Here is a 20,225-nt window from a genome sequence, read left to right on the forward strand (position 1 = left end):
CTAATTCTGAATGCGAAAGGCTTTTGAGTAGGTTTGAAGCTGAGACGATGGTTGTTCTACTGAATTTCAAGTCAATTGCTTCCTGATAATTCACTCGATTGAGTAAGCCGGATTTCGTCAAAATGTTTATCAGATCGACGTCTTTTATTGCCCAGTGGGTCGTGTATATTTCGTGGTCGTTTTCTATTCCCAACTCACGGGAAAGCGATATTAGGCGCGTTGGCTCTATGGGGTGAAATGCACGGTCAATCCGAAAATTAATATTTATTGCCCCAAAATCTTTTTCGATATTCGTGATCCAACCCACACGAGCAGCGCGTTCACACCGGTTCTCATAGCCAAAAATGACTGGGAAACTTTTGATCCGGCTGATATTTCGATAATTCAGTTCCTTAAACTCATTCACTAATCGGTTTTCGCTGAATTGCAAAAATCGACTATATTTCACAGTGGCATAACCTGTGTCCCATTTCTGGTCATCTCCCGACAATAAAAGATTGTACATTCAATCCCCCAGATACGACGTACGACTTGGCAAACAACAGGTTCTTAAAGTTCTAATTATTGAAATCTACTTTTCGAAGCTTCCTGACAAATCTGTCATGAGCATCGGGCCGCATCAATCCAAACCCTTTGACAATTAACAGGAACTGCGGGAAATAGGCAGTGAAGTCGTACGTGCGGCTTTGGGGCTTCGAAACCTCACATGACTAAGCTGGTGCCTCTGAATAGGCACCACTCTTCGACCTATGGTCGGGGAGCCTGCGGCGTATGCAACAGGTTCTCCGAACTAAAGGCCGTGGGGCTGTGTCATGCAGTTTCGAACTCCCCGATCACCAGAGGGTTGAAGGGATACTTCGCGGGGGACGAACCCGCGACGATTACCCTTCGGGGGTAACATGGTTTCTACATTAAGCTGTCATCGGCATTCGGGCTCATTAAAAACTGCCTTATTCGGCTTTTCGTTGTTGCTCCTAACGGCATGTGAGCCGACGAGCGCAACAAACGCCGAAATTTTGCCACCCGCAGGCCCCGACATCGGAAAATGGAAAGTATCTGTCAGCACCGACGCAATGACAGACAAGAAGAAAACTGTCATCACGCTTCAGGCTGATGACAGCGACATCAGTCTTAAATTGTTTTGCGATGGAAAAGACGCAGCGGCACTTGTTAATTGGAACGATTACCTTGGTGTAGAAGATTGGGCTTCAACAGATGTCACCCAGCGCATTGGTGAAGGAAGGCCAAGAAAAGAGGGTTGGTATGCCGATCCAAACGGTGAAGTCACTCATGCCGGTTACGCACGAGGCTTTATCGAAGAAGTCCGCGAAGCCAATCGCCTCGTAATGCGAGTAACACCTTACAAAGCCAACCCCAAAACTACCACGTTCGACACGTCTGGCTTAACAGAGGCGCTGAAGGCAAATCGCCCCGATTGCAATCCGTTTATTCGTGACGTTCTCCGTGACGAAGATGTGCAGCGCGTCCTGAAGGAAAAGGCAGCAAAAGCTGCTGCTTCACAAAGTGGAGCAGCGCAATGAGCGAAACCCTGTTTGCGCATCTTGCAACCCGTTTCAGTCAATCGCCCGAGAATATAGCCATTGAGGCACTCGGCTTTATTCTGCAAAAGTCAGCGGCGGCACGAGCAGCGTTTACCGCAATTGCAGGTGCAGGCGGCTTCAACTTACCAGACGATTTGTCTTTCGCCACGCAAGCGGTTGCGGAAGACGATGGACGCCCCGACCTTGAAGGTTATGGAAGCGATTTGCAGCGCTATGTGGTTGCGGAAACCAAGTTTCACGCCGGGCTCACACAGCACCAGCCCCTCACTTATGCAGCCCGCCTTCCAGTGGGTGTGCCAGCATCTTTGCTATTCATCATTCCGTCGGGCCGGATGACATCGCTCTGGCAGGAACTCACGCGCAGACTGAACGGCGGAAATTATGCTGTAAGCGCCCGACGAGAGCTTAAACCCGAACTCTGGCAAGCAACTATTGATGACAGACACAATTTTGTTCTGGTGAGTTGGCGTGCATTGCTCGCGACAGTTCTGCGAGAGATGGAAATCCGCGACGAAACAGAACGCTTAGATGATGTCCGGCAGCTAATCGGTCTGTGTGAACGCATGGATACGGAAGCCTTTCTTCCTTTGCGCAGCGAAGAGCTAACCAGCATCGAGACCGCCCGCCGCTATTTCCAGTATGGGCAAATCGTCTACGACGTCGGGGAAGCTTTGCTGAACTTCGAAGGTTTTGATCGGAAAGGACTAACCCCGTCCGGCGGTCTCGGCTTCTATGGCCGCTTTCTACGCGGACATGAAACAGTGTTTTTCATCACCTTCGACAGCCTTGCATGGGCTGCACACAAATTCTCACCTCTTTGGCTTCGCTTTGATAGCAATTCTTCACCGGAAGCACTGGATCGACTGCGTCGGGGCATTGATTTGCCAGACGATATTCAAATCATAGTCGAAAGCCCGAAACGCGTGTTTATTCCGCTGATTATGCAGCCGGGAATGGAGCGCCCTGAGATTATCCGCACGCTTGCAGCGCAGGTTCAGCGCGTTCTGCTTGCTCTTTCTTCGTCGCCGCGCTCAGCTGCTCAATTTGAGGCTACAGGAGGCCTTTCAGCATGAAGGGCTTGCGCAAGTGGCCTTGGAACCAACTGCCCGACTATAACGGCTTCACCCACATCGAAAGAGTGCGCGGCTGGCAACTGATAATGTGGCGTGAAGACAATGGCTGGTTCGAACGCGGTGCAACATGTTGCATCTCTGGTCAGACCCAACAGCTACGTTTGCATAGCGAAAACTATTACTCGTGGGAGCCGTTCACGCTCAATCATTCAATCCATATGGCTTTGCACCAGCGTTTCAACAAGCCGGATGCTTGGCGACGAATTGTCGAGCGTTACAGCAGCACAGGCGAAGAATGGTTTGCAACGCTGAAATTGCAGAGCATCGACCTTGCAGGGCAGCTAAGACGTGAAAATGGCGCGGAATATGCAGACATTTTCACGCGTTACGAAGCATCTGACGGCCTTAAAGTGCCGAGACAGCAGATTTATCGCATCAATGAAGTCGGCATGGTGGGGAATGAGGTATGAAGCGAGCGTTTATTCTGTTTTTGGGCGTGATTTTCCTTCCGGCAATCGCCCATGCCGACAAGAGCGATGATTATGTTGCGTGTCTGATCGGACGAGCCGCAACCGTTCTGCATAAGCAGAAGCGGCCTGATACGGGTAAAGCGCTCGCTGAAGCTTACAAGCGCTGCAAAGAGCCTAAAGGCCTGCCTGAAAATGAGCTTGAAGGCATCAGCGATTACGTAAACATGCAAGTTGAAGCAATGGCGGCGAAACGTTAGCCGTTTATGCAAAGGTGCGTAGCATGGGCATAAAGGTACTAGCCGGGGACTGGGCTCCCGGAACAGTTTGCATATTTGAACCAGCATTTCTTGGTAAACCGAACCGTATTCGTATGGCTCGTGTGTTTGGGCCGGAATATACTGACAGCGAAGTGGTGAGCATTGACCTTCTGACCGAACAAAATAGCACTTCTGTCCTCAAAAAGGCAGGCTGGGGCGCGATTGGCGGTTTGGCGCTGGGGCCGCTCGGAATGTTTGCCGGGCTCCTTGGTGGCGGGAATACGCACGAGAAGATTGTCGCTATCGAATTCACCGACGGCAAGCGAGCGCTGCTGGAGGTGGACGCTAAAAGCTATGGCGAAATCATGCGCCTTGCGTTCAAGCCGCGAAAAGAACCCGAGCGGCAGGATTTGGATCAACCATTGCCGGACAGCTTCCGGAAAGATGGCAAATTTGAAGAAAAGCCAGTCCGGGAAGACGCACCTCAACAAAGAGGCCCCGAATTTATGAGTGGCCTCACGATCTCATTTGGAAAGACAACGAAATGAAAGCTGCTCTGATTATACCAGCGCTCGCCCTTATCGCCGGTTGCGTCTCCATCAATGCCGTGGAACCGGGGCCGCAGGGATATGACGCTATCGAATTCACTCGCGCAACACTTGTGCAGGATCACGCATGGAACAAGTATCTGTTTCCAGCCGGACGCCGCTTTATTGCTGATCGTCGTGGATCAGACGGGCGCAAACTTTACTGTGGCCTCCTCACAATCAACGGAGACCAGCGCCCCTTCGATACCTGTATAGGTTTTGAGGCACCGAATACGCTTGTCCTAGCTCCCGGAGTACCACTGAAAGAAGTAAGAAGGCCTCAACCCGCAGGAACCATTAAGCAAATCAAATTCCGACCATGAGAAAGAGATGCTGCAACATGTTGCACTCGTTAACGTTACACGGAGGTTTATAACCATCCGTACATAGAACGTGCGGATGCCGCACCAACACATCCTATGTATACGTAATAGAAACCATCACCATACTACACATGAGGAATGTCAGTATATCCTCACCTCATCCCAGACTACTCAGATAGTGTTCAGCCTAATGCTCAGTCTGGAAGGCATGATAAAATACTGGTCGATGTTGAGGGGTGGATCGGGAGTGGCACGGACGAGGCATTCCGCGACTTCCGCAGCAATCTAGCTGGTCTGTTTGAGGATGACAGTGGCGAATATAGCCTTTTCAACTCGCCCGGCAATAAACTCCATCCAACCTCATGGCGAATAAGGAAGCGTACTAGTCCAACGTCTCCACGCGTTCCACTTTTCTCCGGAAAACTAACGGCTGCTTCAATCTCGACGGATCAGGGACATCGGTGGCGATTTACCGCGCAATTAGCGCTCAATCCTACGCGATGGTTAAATCAACAGTCAGTTGGCATAGTGAGACGCCCTGTGAGCGTTTGGATCAACGAACCTTCGCAATTGTTTCATAATCGCGAAGTTAGTAATATGTACGAAGTGCCACTGGTTCGCGGTAACAATGTTCACATCGGCTCGCAAAGGCTCCTCTCGCTCGCTCGACCGACTGCGTGGATGGAGAATGTCCGAAGATACCTCAATAGCGTTATTGGGCTTATTTCGGGCACTTTACAGCAAGCCGCAGAAGAGACCACAGGCTTCGCGGTTATCGACCGGCAAATTTTATTCAAGATCAAAGAAATTGAGACCTACTGGGAATATTGGTCAGAGCGTCCTTTAGAAGAGATGAACCGACTTATTTCTCCAATTCAAGGGCTAGCGGCGTCTTCTTCGACAGCATGGACAGAACTTTCTCCAGAAGCGTGTAATGCCCTCTTACAAGACGGCTCAATTGAGATTGGCGTTGATGATAATTCACCTCGGATAGCCATGAGAGTGGGCCCGGGTTCCGATCTCAAGATATACGCGAAAACGAATAAAAGACTACGTTTCGAGGTGGCTTATGATTGCCGGAAAGCTAGGCACCATTTTGAACCGCGTACGAAGTTGACAATTGACCAAGTGATCGAGCGGCTTCACCATGCTCGCGTAATTGGTGCACAGTCGCTGTCTGAAATTCTCGAATATGCGCGTTTGCAAAATCCCTCACCCGAACGGCGAGAAATTCATGAACTATTTTCGGAGATTTACCGAACCGTATCTAAACCAGAAATGGCGAGCTTGATCATTTCCATATTGGTCTCGACAGGACGCATTGTGACTGGGCAAAGATTTAATATCAGTGTTGGGGACATCAGGCGGCTGCACCGGCGCGGTCTCGTCACTCGTGTGGCTACTCTCGGAGGGAATAGCACATGGACTGTGGCAGAGCCCTATCGATATTCCTTATCACGCTTGAGGTTAGAATAGTCTTTTTAACTGCGTCAGCCAAAAATTGACTTATACCGCAGCAAACTCGCTGCAACATGTTGCAAAACCCACAAATATTGCTACACATTACTGCTACACAAACCCGTAGCAGATGGTGCGGGAAACCCTTATTTTCTAGGCTTTTGGTGACAATGGCGGACCCTCCCACCCTCTCCGCCATAAAGCCTTCCTAAGCACTTGTTTTCTTTAAAATCAATGACTTAGCATGTACTTTTGGTACACAAATCGGTACGCATGTGCTTATGAAAATAAAAAAAGCTGTGATTCCTGGATTTGAAGCTAAGTACCTGTTTGAAAGAGGTAATGGCAATTACCTCTACAGTGTCCGACATCAACGCCCATGAGACCAAATTGTATTAATTGAGAAGAGAGGGTTTTCGGCTCATCATAGCTTTATCAAAGGACGCAAAGATGAGACAGAAACCCGTTCCCCAAACGTCTTCTGCGGAGAAGACGATCAAAGAGATCCGTCGTGCCACGCGTAAACATTATTCGGCCGAGGATAAAATCCGTATTGTTCTGGAAGGTCTGCGCGGGGAAGACAGCATTGCTGCGATCTGCCGCCGCGAAGGGATTGCAGAGAGCCTGTATTATAGCTGGTCGAAGGAATTCCTTGCAGCTGGCAAGAAGCGCCTTGCAGGCGACACCGCCCGTTCTGCCACCAGCGACGAAGTAAAAGCGCTGCGTCGTGAAAGCCGTGACCTGAAGGAGGCATTAGCCGACGTCACCCTGGAAAACCGCCTGCTCAAAAAAAGCATGATCGGGGATGGGGGCGACGACGAATGAGATATCCCGCCACCGAAAAGCTTGAGATCATCCGGCTTGTGGAGCAGTCGCATTTGTCAGCCAGGCAAACTCTCGACAAGCTGGGCATTCCAAGGCCGACCTTCTATCGATGGTATAGTTGGTTCCTTGCCCACGGTGTCGAAGGACTGGAAGAGCGGACGTCCGCAGCTTCGCGGGTGTGGAATCGTATCCCTGACGATATCCGGGATCGCATCATCGCACTGGCGCTCGATCATGCCGACCTGTCACCGCGTGAACTGGCGGTGAAGTTCACTGATACGGAAAGTTATTTTGTATCAGAGGCTTCGGTCTATCGCTTACTCAAGGCTCACGACCTGATCACGTCGCCAGCCTATATTGTCATCAAGGCCAATGACGAGTTCAAGGACAAGACCACGAGGCCGAACGAGATGTGGCAAACCGACTTCACCTACCTGAAGGTCATCGGCTGGGGATGGTTTTACCTATCGGCCATCCTCGACGATTATTCCCGTTACATCATCGCCTGGAAGCTGTGCACCAGCATGAAGGTGGATGACGTCACCGATACACTCGATCTTGCATTGGCCGCCTCAGGCTGTGACAAGGTCAAGGTTGAGCACCGGCCGCGTCTGCTGTCGGACAACGGTTCGTGTTACGTCGCCTCCGATCTCGGCGAATGGCTGGAGAAATACAAGATCGACCAGGTTCACGGCGCTCCCGGCCACCCGCAGACGCAAGGGAAAATCGAACGCTGGCACCAGACGCTGAAGAACCGCATCCTGCTTGAAAACTACTTCTTCAAGGAGGACCTCGAAGCCCAGATTGCAGCCTTCGTCGAGCATTACAATCATCGCCGTTACCATGAGAGCCTCGACAATCTCACTCCCGCCGACGTCTACTTCGGACGCGCACAGACCATCCTGCTCGAACGCGAAAGGATCAAACGAGACACCATCAGAAAACGCCGCTGGAACCACCAGGCCAAAGCCGCTTAAATCAAACCCCAAACCGAGCCGGAAACTCCAATCTTCAAAAACACAAATAGTCTCAAATCATTCGACGACGGACACCGAAAAGAGAGGAAATATTAGACTGAAAGAAGGAGGTGAACGATGATTTTGGGAGACTTTCGGACATGGATGTTGAGGGTAATCAACGCGTACTGCTACACGTGAAGAATGCGCTTCAACAATCCGCGTATGATATTGAAACGATAGGTGGAACTGAAAGTCGCGTTCTCGATTTAGTCGCAGAGCTTTATTAGTCATTACTCGGATAAGTTTGCATCTATATCAAATGACTGTCGCGATGAGCCAAGAGACGCCCTTTTCGCCGGCTTTGGGCATGCTATGGATGCCAATAAACACCCATTCCATGGCTACGCCCAACAAAAACACTGAAATAGAATTGTTTATAAGAGTTCAGGATGGCTCTTTGCCTAATTCAATGCCCGCAGACGATATAACCACTGCTCAGTAAGAACTATTGTAGAAATATCGAAGTGGCAAATATCCTATGATAATAACGATCGCGCCTCCTATCGCTGTATCGATCAAGCGCTGGACTCCGTAATCGATATTTGCGGCCCCCGGAATAATGACATCAACCAGCATCAAAATCAAAGGTGTAAGAAAAACGGCCTGCAAAACATACGAACGCTGCATTGCCCAAGGGAGAAGCCCCGCCAAAATCGCCATTATTGCAACAAACAGAGCACCCTTTGGTAAAGTTACCAAAACTACAGCACCGATTCCAACGCCTGCGATTGTCCCGATCACGCGCTGAATCGCACGATCTCGTATGGATCCAAAATCGGGTTTCATCACCAAACCAACGGTTAAGGGTATCCAAAACCAATGTGCGTCGCGATCAAACCAATGCGCACAATACGAAACACCAAGACAGACCGAAAACGCAATCGCAGCTGCAATAGCTAAATGCTCGGTTTTAGCTAGATTTTGAGCTGGCTGCTTTACGTTGGTAGTTTCTGGCGAACTATCTTCGGAATGCCAGCCTCTCAACAGAACCTCCACGCTAAGAACTGCTGCGTAAAAAAGAGCTCCAACCAAATATAGAAGGGCAGGTTGCCAAAAAGGAGTGATTGCAGGAACACCCAGCGCGATTGAGGCCAAAAGCAAAGTTTGCAATGTACCGATGGACAGTGCACTGCTTTTGCTGCTTAGAAAAGCGGCCCCAAAGCCAGCAACCATCATAGAAACTACGACTGCGCCCCATGGCAAAGAGCCGAGATAACCAAAGAGATAACCCGCAGCACCCATGGGCGCTGAAATCAGCATCTTCCTGTAAATCGAATTGTAGCTGCCAGATCCTTCGCCGGTTACCATCATAAGGCAACCCATAGCAACCCACATACCCGTCATTATATCGTCAAAGATGATTCCTACAGCGAATGGAAAACCGATGCAAAAAGCAGCGCGAATTGCACGCCAAGAATTCCATTTGGCAGGTTTAAGCCGGAAAATATCCGCTGCAACGCTATCGTTAGCTGCTGTCTGCTCCATTTACTGCCCCACCATTTAAACGATCACCTCAGCAAATAATAATTACGACTGATTACAATTGATAGTGATATCCGCGTCATACTGAAGAATATTTAACGATGCTTACCAAAGCCTATGATGCAAAAAGAGTATTTTGGTCTTTGTGCGCTACTCTGAAAAAAGGTGCGTTAAACACACTTGAAACGGCCACGGCCGCCGCCTTAGACCTCGGCTTCATCCGCACAGATCCTTGAAGAAAAGAATATGTCAGTGGAATTGGCCAATACGATTGTACGCGAAGCAGTCGCAGCGTGTTTCGCTGAGGGTTATAATGTTTCAACAGCTGTTGTTGGTCGCGCGGGTGTCCTTCGTGCCGTGTTGCGTGCCGACAATGCCGGTTCGCACACACCTGAAGCCGCACGCCAGAAGGCTTACACCTCATCGTCCTCGCGTATGCCAACCAAGCACTGGCCGAAAACATCTCCAAGAACCCTGCAGCAGCCGAACTCGCATTCATTGATCGCTTCCTCGTTCTGGCTGACTGTGTTCCGGTGAAGGTCAGCGATGTAACGATGGGAGCAGTGGGTGTCGCTGGTGCACCGACGGCCAGTTTGATGAAGCATGTACTATCGCTGCGATCTAAAACGCAGGATCAGCTCAAGCAATCAATAATTTTCAAAACTAAATCGCCGCGCAACCAGTCACTGGATGCGTGGCTTTTTTTTGATCATTTGAAATAGCTCTATCAGATATTCTTCTGAGCAAACCGATCAAATGCCTTGAGGAAATCGCCGAGGAACTTTGCGGTATCAGGCACCAGTTTCCCGCTTTCATCCAGCATTTTATCAACATGCGCGAGATAAGCTTCTGGCTGCTGCAAAGTCGGCATATCCAGAAAAACGAGCGACTGACGCAAGTGATGATTGGCACCAAACGCTGAAATATTGCCCGGCGAGCCACTGATAATTGCTGCTGGCTTTCCGCTCCACACGCTCTCGCCATAAGGGCGTGACCCTACATCAAGGGCATTTTTAAGCGCAGCCGGAACAGACCGATTATATTCAGGTGTTACGAATAAAACAGCATTGGCTTTCGCCAGTTCCGAGCGAAACCGCGTCCATGCTTCGGGCGGCGTATCCGTATCGAGATCAGGGTTGTAGAGCGGCAAATCGCCAATTTCAACAAGCGTCAGGGCCATGTCATCCGGCGTTACCGCATTCAAACCCACTGCCACCTTACGATTGAACGACTCTTTTCTCAGACTTCCAACCAGAACAGCGACATTCACTTTTGCCATCAGCTATCTCCCTATCGATCTAATATAACCAGTTTCTGAGTACCCAAGCCTAAAACTAATACAGCATCAAAAAATAGAAAGACTGAACGTTGATTTAGTCGATATTATCCCTGATGGAAGCGAAACACACCTTTTCCATAAGCTTTCGCCGCATACAAAGCCGCATCGGCACTGGAAAAAACGTCAGGCGCTGAACTGCCTGATATAGGCGCAATCCCAATTGATGCCCCGAGCTTTAAATTGATACCATTATAGGAAATTGGATCACACGCACTTTCGATAATGGTTTTGGCCAACTGATTGACTTGTTCCGGCTTACAAATATGGGATGTGATAATTGCAAACTCATCACCACCAATTCTGAAAATGTTGCCGCCCGAAAGATCAGTCTTGCTGAGGCGGTTGCCGATTTCTCGGATACATTCATCACCCGCAAGATGGCCGAATTCGTCATTTATTCTTTTGAAGCCATCAAGATCAATGAGTAAAAGGTAATCAGGTTCATTGTCGATCACGACATCTTCGAGCGCAGAAGATAACTTCATATGGAACTGGCTTTTATTGGCCAGACCAGTCATTTGATCATATTCAGCAAGATACATAATTCGATCAAAACGAGCTTTCTGATCAGTAACGTCCTGCTTCATACCAAAAATGCGAACTGGCACATCGTCCTGACAGTCAACCGACGCAGTGATACGTATCCAGCGTTTATTGCCCTGAAACGTCGTTATTTCGGCTTCGAACGTAAAACCACTGCGACTGGCAATTGCGTCTGACCGCCGCTTTTGCAGCTCTTGCCGGGAAGCCTCAGTATAACAAGCCAGCGTATGCGCGCGTGTGAGGGAAGAACCGCGGGGCAACTCAAAAATATCATACACATAGTCTGACCAGGTTAATTCCTCATCGGGCAAAGTGCATTCCCAAATGCCAATCTGTGCGACGATTGAAGACTGGCCATAGATTTTCTTAAAATGCAGAAGTGCCTGCGCCTGCTCATTAATGAGTTTTTCTTTGTCAGCCAATTCTAGCCGCAAGCGAGCGACCTCTTTTTCCAGTTGCTCGACCACTGCATTATCCATGATGGGCATCGATGTTTTCTGCGAGAATAAGGATCAATCTATCAGGTCCCAAAAGGCGCGCTTTTTTCCATGCTGTCTGCGAAGGTTTGCTACATATATATCGTGATTAACTAATATTCCGTAGTCGACAATATTACGATGCAGCATCTTACATTCAAGTAGATGCTGCGCCGCATATTTATATCGACCTGAGCGGCTATGTCCGAGTGTGAAATCGATCATGTTCCGAAGAACGAGCATTGCTGCAAGAGGATATTTATCTGCGAGTTTTTCTGCCGCTTGTGACATAAATTCATACTGATCACCGCCCAACTCCAAACTGCGTTTTAGAACAAGCTTCGCAGCATCGCTGAGAGACGGATAGCGCAGAAAGAATTGCAGCGCACGGTTCGCATCCGGGTAATCTGCCACAAAAGTGAAGGCCTTCTCTTCCGCTTCCATATCATCGAAATCCGGCAACCGTCGCACAAAATCACGCAACAGCTCTTCGTTGAGCGATTGCTCAAAGCTCTGCCAGCGAAACTGCTGCGCTTCATCGCGGCGGCCAAGCACTTCGAGCGCTTTGGCCCGTATCGCCTGCCAATCAGTCGAAATATCCCGCCGCCCCCCAAACTTGGCCTTGTCCAGCACTGTCAAAGCTTCTTGCGCACGATCAACATCAAGCAGCCTGCGGGCTATTTCCGTTGAGACGCGCGGAATGACATGTGTATTAAGCGGATGTTGCGCGATATAAAGATCAACGTCTCCAAGGGCATCCGCTATCTGCTGAAGTGCTGGTCTGGCAGTGAACGATCTGCTGTTCGACTGCCTGCTATCGCGGCTGTCAGCTAACCAGTCTTCAAAGCCGTGCTGCAACTTTCGCAAGCCCGACTCCCCAAGTGCGGGGACAATGGCAACAATCAGATTATTATATTGGCCATGGCTGTTATCCTGTAAGGCATTGAAGACTTTCTCAGCCAGCCTGTCAGATGAAACCTTCGCCTGCTTCGCTATGAGTGCAGCATCCTCATTTGCGGCATGAAAGCTACTGATAATCGTGCCATTACCATCATCCGATCTTTCAAACACGGAATCCGCAAGCGACAGGAACTGCCAGATAAGTTCATAAGCTTCATCTGGATCGACAGGCGCAATTTTCTCCACGATCATCTTCCGCTGGCTTTCCAGATCGGTCTTAAAGGACTTGATCTTCCGCCAACCAATCCAGCTTTGCGCGCGCGAAATACTATTGAGGCGTTTGCGCACCTCATGCGCTAATTCCGAACCACTGGAATTACCAGCAAGCTCCATACGAAGGCGGCGTTTATGGTTCGCATTGCCTGTGCTGATTTCAATAAGCAGTTCGGCCAGACGCTCTGCGCCGAGCGCTTCAAGATTTTTCGCATTGAGCGTGGTCTTTGAGGCCATAAATAGTCTCGATCCATTTACGCAAGAAATGTGGAGAAGTGAGGCGGACGCAAAAAGCTTTAAAGCGCACGCCACTTCTCCGGAAGAGTCAAACTATGCTAGATGAAAGATATGAATTTAACATCGTCTGACATTCCGATTTATAATCCGCCGCTTGAGCCGTATATCTCGATCATCCATCGCGATGCGGACATGCTTGTACTGGATAAACCAAGCGGTCTGTTGTCGGTTCCCGGACGGCATCCTGCTTTGTTTGACAGCCTCGCCACCCGTGTTCAGAAACAGTTTCCAAAAGCGCTGATGATCAATCGCCTCGACAAGGATACATCTGGTCTCGTGCTGATCTCACTGAACCGCAAAGCGCATGCGGCGATTGCGGCACAGTTTGAAGCGCGGACAACGCATAAACGCTATGTTGCCGAGGTCTGGGGAAAAGTGGACAAGAATGAAGGTTTCATCGACCTTCCCCTTGCGATTGATCCCGATAACAAACCTCGCCATCGTGTTGACCCAGAAAATGGCAAACCTGCACAAACGCGCTGGGAGGTTTTAGAGCGGGGTGAAAATACAACCCGGCTGCAACTGTTTCCATTAACCGGGCGAACCCATCAGCTCCGCGTTCACATGAAGGCAATTGGGCATGTCATTCTCGGTGACGCGTTTTATGCCGACGGCCCGGCACTTGCTGCAGCAGACCGACTGATGTTGCATGCGCAGGACCTTGGCTTCAAACATCCCGACGGCAACGATATACGCTTCTCCGCCCCCAGCCCCTTCTGAGAATAGCCATGTCCCAAAAAGCAGAAGCATCCGAGCTTGTCGTTGATTTCGTGGGCGGTGCAGTCGGCCACCGGTTTCGCTCTGGCGAAGGTCGTGGTCAGGCTCTGGCCAAAGCCGCAGGCCTCACAAAAGGGGTTACGCCCGAGATTGTGGATGCAACAGCCGGCCTTGGACGCGATGCTTTTCTGCTCGCTTCGCTTGGCGCAAAGGTCACGTTGATTGAGCGTTCAGAACGCATGCATGCTCTTCTTGCCGATGCTCTGGCTAAGGCCGCTGCAGAAGGTGGGCAATATGCCGAAACCGTCGCGCGGATGACTTTACTGTATGGAGATTCCAGTCAGCTTTTGCCAGAATTAAAACCGCAGGTCGTTCTCGTTGATCCAATGCATCCGCCACGCGGAAATTCAGCACTTGTCAAAAAAGAAATGCGCCAGATCCGCGAGATCGTCGGCACCGATCCGGATTCTGAAAAGCTGATGCACGTCGCACTGGAACATGCGCAAAATCGCGTTGTGCTTAAATGGCCTCTGCGTGCGGAGCCTATGGCCGGAATACGAAAACCGTCGCATCAGATACTCGGCAAAAGCACCCGCTATGATGTTTTTGTCAAAGCAAAGATCGAGCCGCGCTGATCTTTTTTGAAAGCCCGTCTCAGAGCTATCCACGCATTGGCCGTTCTTAAAAAAACATAAGCCAATGCGCAGACAGCTATTGCATGTTAGTGCGCGATCATTTCCTCAACGATTTCTTTGCCGGATAATGATGACGGATAGTAAGTCGGCCAATTGGTGAGTTCTTTCAGCAGAGCCGCGCGGTCATTACCCCAATAAAGATGATAATGGCCTGCCTTCTCGGGCGCGATGCCGTGATCACTGAACTGAATAAACTGCGGGGCAGACTGATCGCCGGACGTCTTTCTAAAAATATAACGCACGCCGCGCTTGCCCTTGTCATAGTAAAGGATCTCATAACCATCGCTGGCATAGTCTCCCGTAGCAGCCTTGCCGTTTTCATGAAAAGTGACCTTGTCACCTGTAATCACGATGCGATCAGTATCTGTCTTATACCCCGTGTCGTAATAAGCATGATATTGCTCAGCCGTTTTGTCACCGTGTTTTGCCTTATGCGCCATAACCGGCTCTAGTGTCCCGTCCTTCAGATAGGGGTAAACAGACTGCCAGTCTCCTTCCCAATCAGAAAGAGTACGGTCTTTGATCTGACTATTCTTGAAAAAACCCTGAGCAATATCATTGTCGTGGCTATGAGAATGACGATGTGAATGCCCATCAGATCTTTCTGCCTTGGCAGTATCATGCGCCATTATCTGCCCCGTCATGATGATACCAGAAAGAAGGCCAGCTACAGCGATTTGTGAAAGCGTCTTTAGCACTGTGAAACTCCTGTTTTCAGGTGCGAAGCCATTTATCTTCGCGCGCAATGCAACGTAATAACATTACATTTTTGATCTAGCCAGATTTAGTGGGTCTGACAAGTGCCGAAGATTAAAGAAGGGCAAAATGATTCACTCTATCAAAGCGAATTTTCTCTAACGGCTGTGCAACTGCTTCAAACGTTACTGCGTTAAAAGTCGGACTGTGAAAACCATCCGAATGAAGTATGTTCACAACCAAATGTAGCTCGCACACTAAGATTGAGACCGGATGAAAAAAGCCATTGATCTGACAACCGCGCCCATCAATCAGGCACTGTTGCTTTTCGCTCTACCGACGCTCGGTTCATCAATCCTGCAATCGGCGAACGGCTCCATCGATGCAATCTGGATCGGTCAGTTGCTGGGGACAGACGCTCTTGCAGCGACAACAAACGGCAATCTGGTAATGTTTCTGCTCACCGCCTTTGTCTTCGGCTTCGGCATGGCCTCGACGATCCTGATCGGCCAGTCTTTTGGGCGGCGAGATATCGAAACAGCTCGTGCCATCACAGGCACGACACTTGGAGCTTTCATTCCCGTCAGCATTATCGTGGCTGTGGTTGGCTGGTTCCTCGCACCGCATGTCTTGGGACTGCTCGGCACTCCGGAAACGATTGAACCACTGGCGCGCGCCTTCCTGCAAGTTACCTTCGTCGCGATGCCTGCCATTCTCATGCAAACCATCCTAATGATGGCGCTACGCGGCAGCGGTGATTCCATGACCCCGTTGATTTTTATGGGTCTCGCCGTGCTCCTCGATATTGCACTTAACCCACTGCTCATTCTCGGGATCGGCCCAATTCCCCCGCTCGGCATATCGGGCTCGGCACTCGCCACAGCCGTAGCCAACTATATCAGTCTCGCGGCCATGCTCATCTATGTCTATCGCAAGAATTTGCCTTTGCGCCTCAAAGGACAGGAACTTTGGCTTCTTGTGCCTGACCTCAAGGTCTTGAAGCTGATTTTCAGCAAAGGGCTTCCGATAGGTATCCAGATGATCGTAGTGTCGAGTGCCATGCTGACAATGATGCGACTGGTCAATCAGGAAGGCGTCAATACGACCGCAGCCTTTGGCGCAACACAACAATTATGGACCTATGTTCAGATGCCAGCCATGGCGCTTGGCGCAGCGGTGAGTGCGATGGCTGCTCAGAACATAGGCGCTGGCAAATGGGATCGCGTCACCAGCATCACGCGGATTGGCGTCTTTTACGCCATTCTGATGACCGGTATTCTGGTTGCTTTGCTGCTCATTGCCGACAAGCAGGCCATGCAAATATTCCTGGGTTCTGAAAGCCCAGCTATTCCAATCGGTCAGCACATTGGCAAGATCGCAACCTGGGGCTTTATCGCCTTTGGCGTTTCCATGGTTCTGTTTGGTACCGTACGGGCGAATGGGCAAGTTATCTGGCCGCTAATCATTCTGTTTGTTTCAATGTACCCGGTACGACTTGGTGTTGCCGTAGGCATGCGAGACTGGCTGGGAGCGGATGCCCTGTGGCTGAGCTTCCCTGTTGCTATGCTTTCGACGATGCTTATGGCAGGCGCTCTCTATCTTCATGGGGGATGGCGTAAAAACCATTCAATGCACGTCGATAAGTTTGAGCAGGTGAGCACAGCTGCCGCTATAGCACTGACCGCAGAAGCTGCGCCTTCGTCGAACGCCCTGACACCAAACCATCAACAACTACCTGAGAATAGTTAGAATTTAGGCTTCGTCGCGTACATCAAGTGTATACAAGCACATTTCAATTCGTCGCTCTAAAGCGCATCCTGAAAAATATGAAACGGTTTTCGGGATGCGCTTAAAAAAAAGAGACATAGAGCATTTCCAATGATTCAATGAAAACTGGAAATGCTCTAGAAACCAAAAGCCCGGCGACAGTTTGCCACCGGGCTTTTTGTGTTTAAATCAGGCCTTCTTCTTTGAGGGCCTTTTGGGTTGCCGGACGCGCCATGACGCGTTCGCGCAGAGCAAGAGACTTAGGATAGGCCGTAAGATCGACCTTCAACATATGGCCCCAACCGATGATGACCGATGCATAGGCGTCGGGTTGCGTAAAATCCGTACCGAGCAAAAAGTCGTGATCGCTTGAAAGCATCGCCTCAAGCTGCCCCATGCGACGATTAATGGAGGCAATCATCGTGGTCTTTGCTTCCTCCGTCAGATTGGGCGCGAACAAACCGCTAAAAGCGACATGCAGATCGCCACAAAAGCCAAGCGCTTCCTGCAATCTGGCACGTTCAATCGTGCCATAGGCGGGCTTGAAGGCCGCAACATCAGAATGATCGCCAATATACTGCAGGATTGCTGCATTCTGTGTAATCACGATTCCGGGCTCAACCTCGATAGCAGGTACTGCACCACGCGGATTGATTTTCAGGTAATCGGCACCACTGGCAGTCTTCTTTTCCTTGAGATCGACGGCTTCGAGATCATAGGAAAATCCCGCTTCGCTGAGCACGATGTGGGGTGCCAATGAACATGCGCCGGGTTTGTAATAGAGCTTCATCACAGTCTCCGTTGAGATGGTTTTCGTTTGGGCTTCTATCAGTTTACTGCGGGGCGACAAAATTCTTTGCTATCACGTTATTGGGATATGGATTTGCTGGTGTCGTGGCTTTGTTGGGATGACTTTGCTTTTCCCGGCTTTGAGCGGCCATCAGAAACGCCAAAAGCCCGGCTGCATTTGCACCGTGCTTTTTTTGATTTGATTTTTTTGGAGATTTTGGTTGCGGGGGCAGGATTTGAACCTGCGGCCTTCAGGTTATGAGCCTGACGAGCTACCGGGCTGCTCCACCCCGCGTTATGAGTTACGAACCATTGCGGCCCGGGAGCGAAGTCAGGCGCCTTTTTTCAAGGCATGGGCCTGATGAGGTGAGGTCGTTTAAAAATCGATTGATTATCGATTTTAGACCGAACGGGCTGCTCCGAGCCACTCTCACGCAGTCATATATTCGGTATTTTTCGCGCTTATTGCGTTGAATGTCTGTTTTGTATTGTTTTGAGAAGATGGGATTATTTGTGTGCTTAGCAGACCTGGCAGCGACCTACTCTCCCGTGTCTTAAGACAAAGTACCATTGGCGCTGGAGCGTTTCACGGCCGAGTTCGGAATGGGATCGGGTGCAGCCGCTCCGCCATAACCACCAGGTCGGCGAAGAACACAAATATGAGAAGCTGTTGTCTTTCGTGCTGATATTGAGTTGTTTTCAGGCGCTGATAAACAATAAGCACACGACTGTGTGCCGCCGGTTGCCCGGCGCCCTCCCGGAGCCATTCACGAAGTGAATAAGGCGTGAGGGGCAAAGTTTTCATCGAACTTTGTTCGATGGATATTGTAAATGAGAATGATCAAGTCGATCGAGCTATTAGTACCGGTAAGCTACATGCGTTGCCGCACTTCCACACCCGGCCTATCAACGTGGTAGTCTTCCACGGCTCTGATAGGGAATACTCGTTTTTAGGTTAGTTTCCCGCTTAGATGCCTTCAGCGGTTATCTAGTCCGTATATAGCTACCCTGCTATGCCGTTGGCACGACAACAGGTCCACCAGAGATACGTCCATCCCGGTCCTCTCGTACTAGGGACAGATCCTATCAATATTCCTACACCCACGGCAGATAGGGACCGAACTGTCTCACGACGTTCTGAACCCAACTCACGTACCGCTTTAAATGGCGAACAGCCATACCCTTGGGACCTGCTCCAGCCCCAGGATGCGATGAGTCGACATCGAGGTGCCAAACAACCCCGTCGATATGGACTCTTGGGGGTCATCAGCCTGTTATCCCCGGCGTACCTTTTATCCGTTGAGCGATGGCCCTTCCACGCGGGACCACCGGATCACTATGACCGACTTTCGTCTCTGCTCGACTTGTCAGTCTTGCAGTCAGGCAGGCTTATGCCATTGCACTCGACGAACGATTTCCGACCGTTCTGAGCCTACCATCGCGCGCCTCCGTTACTCTTTAGGAGGCGACCGCCCCAGTCAAACTACCCACCATACACGGTCCTGGACCCGGATAACGGGCCGCAGTTAGACATCCATATAGATAAGGGTGGTATTTCAAGGATGACTCCACCATGGCTGGCGCCACGGCTTCAAAGTCTACCACCTATCCTACACATGTCGACACGAATGCCAGTGTAAAGCTATAGTAAAGGTGCACGGGGTCTTTCCGTCTAACCGCAGGAACCCCGCATCTTCACGGGGAATTCAATTTCACTGAGTCTGCGTTGGAGACAGCGGGGAAGTCGTTACGCCATTCGTGCAGGTCGGAACTTACCCGACAAGGAATTTCGCTACCTTAGGACCGTTATAGTTACGGCCGCCGTTTACTGGGGCTTCAATTCAATGCTTGCACATCTCCTCTTAACCTTCCAGCACCGGGCAGGCGTCAGACCCTATACGTCGTCTTGCGACTTCGCAGAGCCCTGTGTTTTTGGTAAACAGTCGCTACCCCCTGGTCTGTGCCACCCTCCAATAGTTGCCTAAAGAAGGGTCACGCTTCTTCCGAAGTTACGCGTGCATTTTGCCGAGTTCCTTCAACGCAGTTCTCTCAAGCGCCTTGGTATTCTCTACCAGTCCACCAGTGTCGGTTTAGGGTACGGTCTATATGCAGGAGCTATTTCCTGGAACCGCTTCGCTGCCAGATCAATCCAATAAGACCTGACAACACACGCAATCCGTCACTACCTGCAGGCCCACGAATATTAACGTGGTTCCCATCGACTACGCCTTTCGGCCTCGCCTTAGGGGCCGGCTAACCCTGCTCAGATTAACTTTAAGCAGGAACCCTTGGACTTTCGGCGAGGGAGTCTCTCACTCCCTTTATCGTTACTCATGTCAGCATTCTCACTTCCGATACCTCCAGGATGTCTCACGACTGTCCCTTCACAGGCTTACGGAACGCTCCGCTACCACGCACATACGTGCATCCACAGCTTCGGTGTATGGCTTTAGCCCCGGTACATTTTCGGCGCAAAGACCCTTATTTAGACCAGTGAGCTGTTACGCTTTCTTTAAATGATGGCTGCTTCTAAGCCAACATCCTGGTTGTTTTGGGATCCTCACATCCTTTCCCACTTAGCCATAACTTAGGGACCTTAGATGGTGGTCAGGGTTGTTGCCCTCTTCACGACGGACGTTAGCACCCGCCGTGTGTCTGCCCAGTAGTACTCCCCGGT

The 20,225-nt window shown here is 50.3% G+C and carries 18 protein-coding genes, 1 tRNA gene and 2 rRNA genes (1 of these 21 cut by a window edge); 12 read left to right on the forward strand and 9 right to left on the reverse strand.

Annotated elements, in window-relative coordinates:
* Positions 1-899: 899 nt before the first annotated feature.
* The 8 genes from RI570_RS05075 (at position 900) to RI570_RS05110 (ending at position 7,532) form a co-directional block, all read left to right on the forward strand.
* Complete coding sequence (locus RI570_RS05075; protein ID WP_313827306.1) at positions 900-1,541, forward strand: hypothetical protein; 642 nt, start codon at positions 900-902, stop codon at positions 1,539-1,541.
* Positions 1,538-2,635, forward strand: coding sequence for a hypothetical protein (locus RI570_RS05080; RefSeq protein ID WP_313827308.1), 1,098 nt, complete (start codon positions 1,538-1,540; stop codon positions 2,633-2,635). The genes RI570_RS05075 and RI570_RS05080 overlap by 4 nt, the downstream gene beginning before the upstream one ends.
* On the forward strand, positions 2,632-3,105 hold the full coding sequence (locus tag RI570_RS05085; RefSeq protein ID WP_313827310.1) for a hypothetical protein: 474 nt from the start codon (positions 2,632-2,634) through the stop codon (positions 3,103-3,105). Before RI570_RS05080 ends, RI570_RS05085 begins: the two co-directional genes overlap by 4 nt.
* A complete protein-coding gene (locus RI570_RS05090) occupies positions 3,102-3,362 on the forward strand; it encodes a hypothetical protein (protein WP_313827311.1) in 261 nt (86 codons plus the stop codon). Before RI570_RS05085 ends, RI570_RS05090 begins: the two co-directional genes overlap by 4 nt.
* 152 nt (positions 3,363-3,514) lie before the next feature.
* Entirely contained in the window at positions 3,515-3,910 is a 396-nt protein-coding gene (locus RI570_RS05095) for a hypothetical protein (RefSeq protein ID WP_313827312.1), read from the forward strand.
* Positions 3,907-4,272, forward strand: coding sequence for a hypothetical protein (locus tag RI570_RS05100; RefSeq protein WP_313827313.1), 366 nt, complete (start codon positions 3,907-3,909; stop codon positions 4,270-4,272). Before RI570_RS05095 ends, RI570_RS05100 begins: the two co-directional genes overlap by 4 nt.
* 540 nt (positions 4,273-4,812) lie before the next feature.
* Positions 4,813-5,748, forward strand: a complete 936-nt coding sequence (locus RI570_RS05105; protein WP_313827314.1) for a hypothetical protein — start codon at positions 4,813-4,815, stop codon at positions 5,746-5,748.
* A 432-nt stretch (positions 5,749-6,180) separates the two neighbouring features.
* Positions 6,181-7,532, forward strand: a protein-coding gene (locus RI570_RS05110; protein WP_313827315.1) for an IS3 family transposase whose coding sequence is annotated in 2 segments (ribosomal slippage) — positions 6,181-6,517 and positions 6,517-7,532 — 1,353 coding nt in all. Because the reading frame shifts where the segments join, the coding sequence is not laid out codon by codon here.
* Between the two features lie 477 nt (positions 7,533-8,009).
* Here the strand turns inward: RI570_RS05110 and RI570_RS05115 are convergent.
* Positions 8,010-9,059, reverse strand: a complete 1,050-nt coding sequence (locus RI570_RS05115) for an FUSC family protein (protein ID WP_313827316.1) — start codon at positions 9,057-9,059, stop codon at positions 8,010-8,012.
* A gap of 243 nt (positions 9,060-9,302) precedes the next feature.
* Here RI570_RS05115 and RI570_RS05120 point away from each other — a divergent pair, with 243 nt between their 5' ends.
* Positions 9,303-9,593 carry a heme-binding protein gene (locus tag RI570_RS05120; RefSeq protein WP_313827318.1) on the forward strand — a complete coding sequence of 97 codons (291 nt, stop codon included), beginning with the start codon at positions 9,303-9,305 and terminating at the stop codon, positions 9,591-9,593.
* 190 nt (positions 9,594-9,783) lie between these two features.
* On the opposite strand, the gene RI570_RS05125 is transcribed toward RI570_RS05120, so the two are convergent.
* The 3 genes from RI570_RS05125 to RI570_RS05135 all read right to left on the reverse strand — a co-directional run bounded on the left by RI570_RS05125 (position 9,784) and on the right by RI570_RS05135 (position 12,824).
* A complete protein-coding gene (locus RI570_RS05125) occupies positions 9,784-10,335 on the reverse strand; it encodes an NADPH-dependent FMN reductase (protein ID WP_313827319.1) in 552 nt (183 codons plus the stop codon).
* Between the two features lie 104 nt (positions 10,336-10,439).
* Positions 10,440-11,426 (reverse strand): diguanylate cyclase domain-containing protein, encoded by a 987-nt coding sequence (locus tag RI570_RS05130; protein WP_313827320.1) that lies wholly within the window; start codon positions 11,424-11,426, stop codon positions 10,440-10,442.
* A 24-nt stretch (positions 11,427-11,450) separates the two neighbouring features.
* Complete coding sequence (locus RI570_RS05135; RefSeq protein WP_313827322.1) at positions 11,451-12,824, reverse strand: DUF6880 family protein; 1,374 nt, start codon at positions 12,822-12,824, stop codon at positions 11,451-11,453.
* A gap of 111 nt (positions 12,825-12,935) precedes the next feature.
* Here RI570_RS05135 and RI570_RS05140 point away from each other — a divergent pair, with 111 nt between their 5' ends.
* Positions 12,936-13,604 carry a pseudouridine synthase gene (locus RI570_RS05140; protein WP_313828558.1) on the forward strand — a complete coding sequence of 223 codons (669 nt, stop codon included), beginning with the start codon at positions 12,936-12,938 and terminating at the stop codon, positions 13,602-13,604.
* 8 nt (positions 13,605-13,612) lie between these two features.
* A complete protein-coding gene (locus tag RI570_RS05145) occupies positions 13,613-14,236 on the forward strand; it encodes a class I SAM-dependent methyltransferase (RefSeq protein WP_409558620.1) in 624 nt (207 codons plus the stop codon).
* A gap of 86 nt (positions 14,237-14,322) precedes the next feature.
* Here the strand turns inward: RI570_RS05145 and RI570_RS05150 are convergent, their stop codons facing one another.
* Positions 14,323-14,994, reverse strand: coding sequence for a metal-binding protein ZinT (locus tag RI570_RS05150; RefSeq protein ID WP_313827323.1), 672 nt, complete (start codon positions 14,992-14,994; stop codon positions 14,323-14,325).
* Between the two features lie 271 nt (positions 14,995-15,265).
* Here RI570_RS05150 and RI570_RS05155 point away from each other — a divergent pair, with 271 nt between their 5' ends.
* Entirely contained in the window at positions 15,266-16,741 is a 1,476-nt protein-coding gene (locus RI570_RS05155) for an MATE family efflux transporter (RefSeq protein WP_313827324.1), read from the forward strand.
* A gap of 202 nt (positions 16,742-16,943) precedes the next feature.
* Here RI570_RS05155 and gst read toward each other — a convergent pair whose 3' ends face one another.
* The 4 genes from gst to RI570_RS05175 form a co-directional block, all read right to left on the reverse strand.
* Positions 16,944-17,549: a glutathione transferase gene (gene gst, locus RI570_RS05160; RefSeq protein WP_313827326.1), complete on the reverse strand. Its 606-nt coding sequence runs from the start codon at positions 17,547-17,549 to the stop codon at positions 16,944-16,946.
* A gap of 217 nt (positions 17,550-17,766) precedes the next feature.
* Positions 17,767-17,843 (reverse strand) — tRNA-Met (locus RI570_RS05165).
* Positions 17,844-18,074: 231 nt separating this feature from the next.
* Positions 18,075-18,189: ribosomal RNA gene (gene rrf, locus RI570_RS05170) — 5S ribosomal RNA — on the reverse strand.
* 196 nt (positions 18,190-18,385) lie between these two features.
* Positions 18,386-20,225: ribosomal RNA gene (locus RI570_RS05175) — 23S ribosomal RNA — on the reverse strand; it runs 972 nt beyond the window's last position.

The organism is Brucella pseudogrignonensis, from assembly GCF_032190615.1.
Taxonomy (GTDB): domain Bacteria; phylum Pseudomonadota; class Alphaproteobacteria; order Rhizobiales; family Rhizobiaceae; genus Brucella; species Brucella pseudogrignonensis_B.

Excerpts from the sequence above, each read along its gene's own strand:
- RI570_RS05075 (WP_313827306.1), top strand. The coding sequence starts at position 900 with ATGGTTTCTACATTAAGCTGTCATCGGCATTCGGGCTCATTAAAAACT.
- RI570_RS05080 (WP_313827308.1), top strand. The coding sequence starts at position 1,538 with ATGAGCGAAACCCTGTTTGCGCATCTTGCAACCCGTTTCAGTCAATCG.
- RI570_RS05085 (WP_313827310.1), top strand. The coding sequence starts at position 2,632 with ATGAAGGGCTTGCGCAAGTGGCCTTGGAACCAACTGCCCGACTATAAC.
- RI570_RS05090 (WP_313827311.1), top strand. The coding sequence starts at position 3,102 with ATGAAGCGAGCGTTTATTCTGTTTTTGGGCGTGATTTTCCTTCCGGCA.
- RI570_RS05100 (WP_313827313.1), top strand. The coding sequence starts at position 3,907 with ATGAAAGCTGCTCTGATTATACCAGCGCTCGCCCTTATCGCCGGTTGC.
- RI570_RS05115 (WP_313827316.1), bottom strand. The coding sequence starts at position 9,059 with ATGGAGCAGACAGCAGCTAACGATAGCGTTGCAGCGGATATTTTCCGG.
- RI570_RS05120 (WP_313827318.1), top strand. The coding sequence starts at position 9,303 with ATGTCAGTGGAATTGGCCAATACGATTGTACGCGAAGCAGTCGCAGCG.
- RI570_RS05125 (WP_313827319.1), bottom strand. The coding sequence starts at position 10,335 with ATGGCAAAAGTGAATGTCGCTGTTCTGGTTGGAAGTCTGAGAAAAGAG.
- RI570_RS05130 (WP_313827320.1), bottom strand. The coding sequence starts at position 11,426 with ATGCCCATCATGGATAATGCAGTGGTCGAGCAACTGGAAAAAGAGGTC.
- RI570_RS05135 (WP_313827322.1), bottom strand. The coding sequence starts at position 12,824 with ATGGCCTCAAAGACCACGCTCAATGCGAAAAATCTTGAAGCGCTCGGC.
- RI570_RS05140 (WP_313828558.1), top strand. The coding sequence starts at position 12,936 with ATGAATTTAACATCGTCTGACATTCCGATTTATAATCCGCCGCTTGAG.
- RI570_RS05145 (WP_409558620.1), top strand. The coding sequence starts at position 13,613 with ATGTCCCAAAAAGCAGAAGCATCCGAGCTTGTCGTTGATTTCGTGGGC.
- RI570_RS05155 (WP_313827324.1), top strand. The coding sequence starts at position 15,266 with ATGAAAAAAGCCATTGATCTGACAACCGCGCCCATCAATCAGGCACTG.
- gst (WP_313827326.1), bottom strand. The coding sequence starts at position 17,549 with ATGAAGCTCTATTACAAACCCGGCGCATGTTCATTGGCACCCCACATC.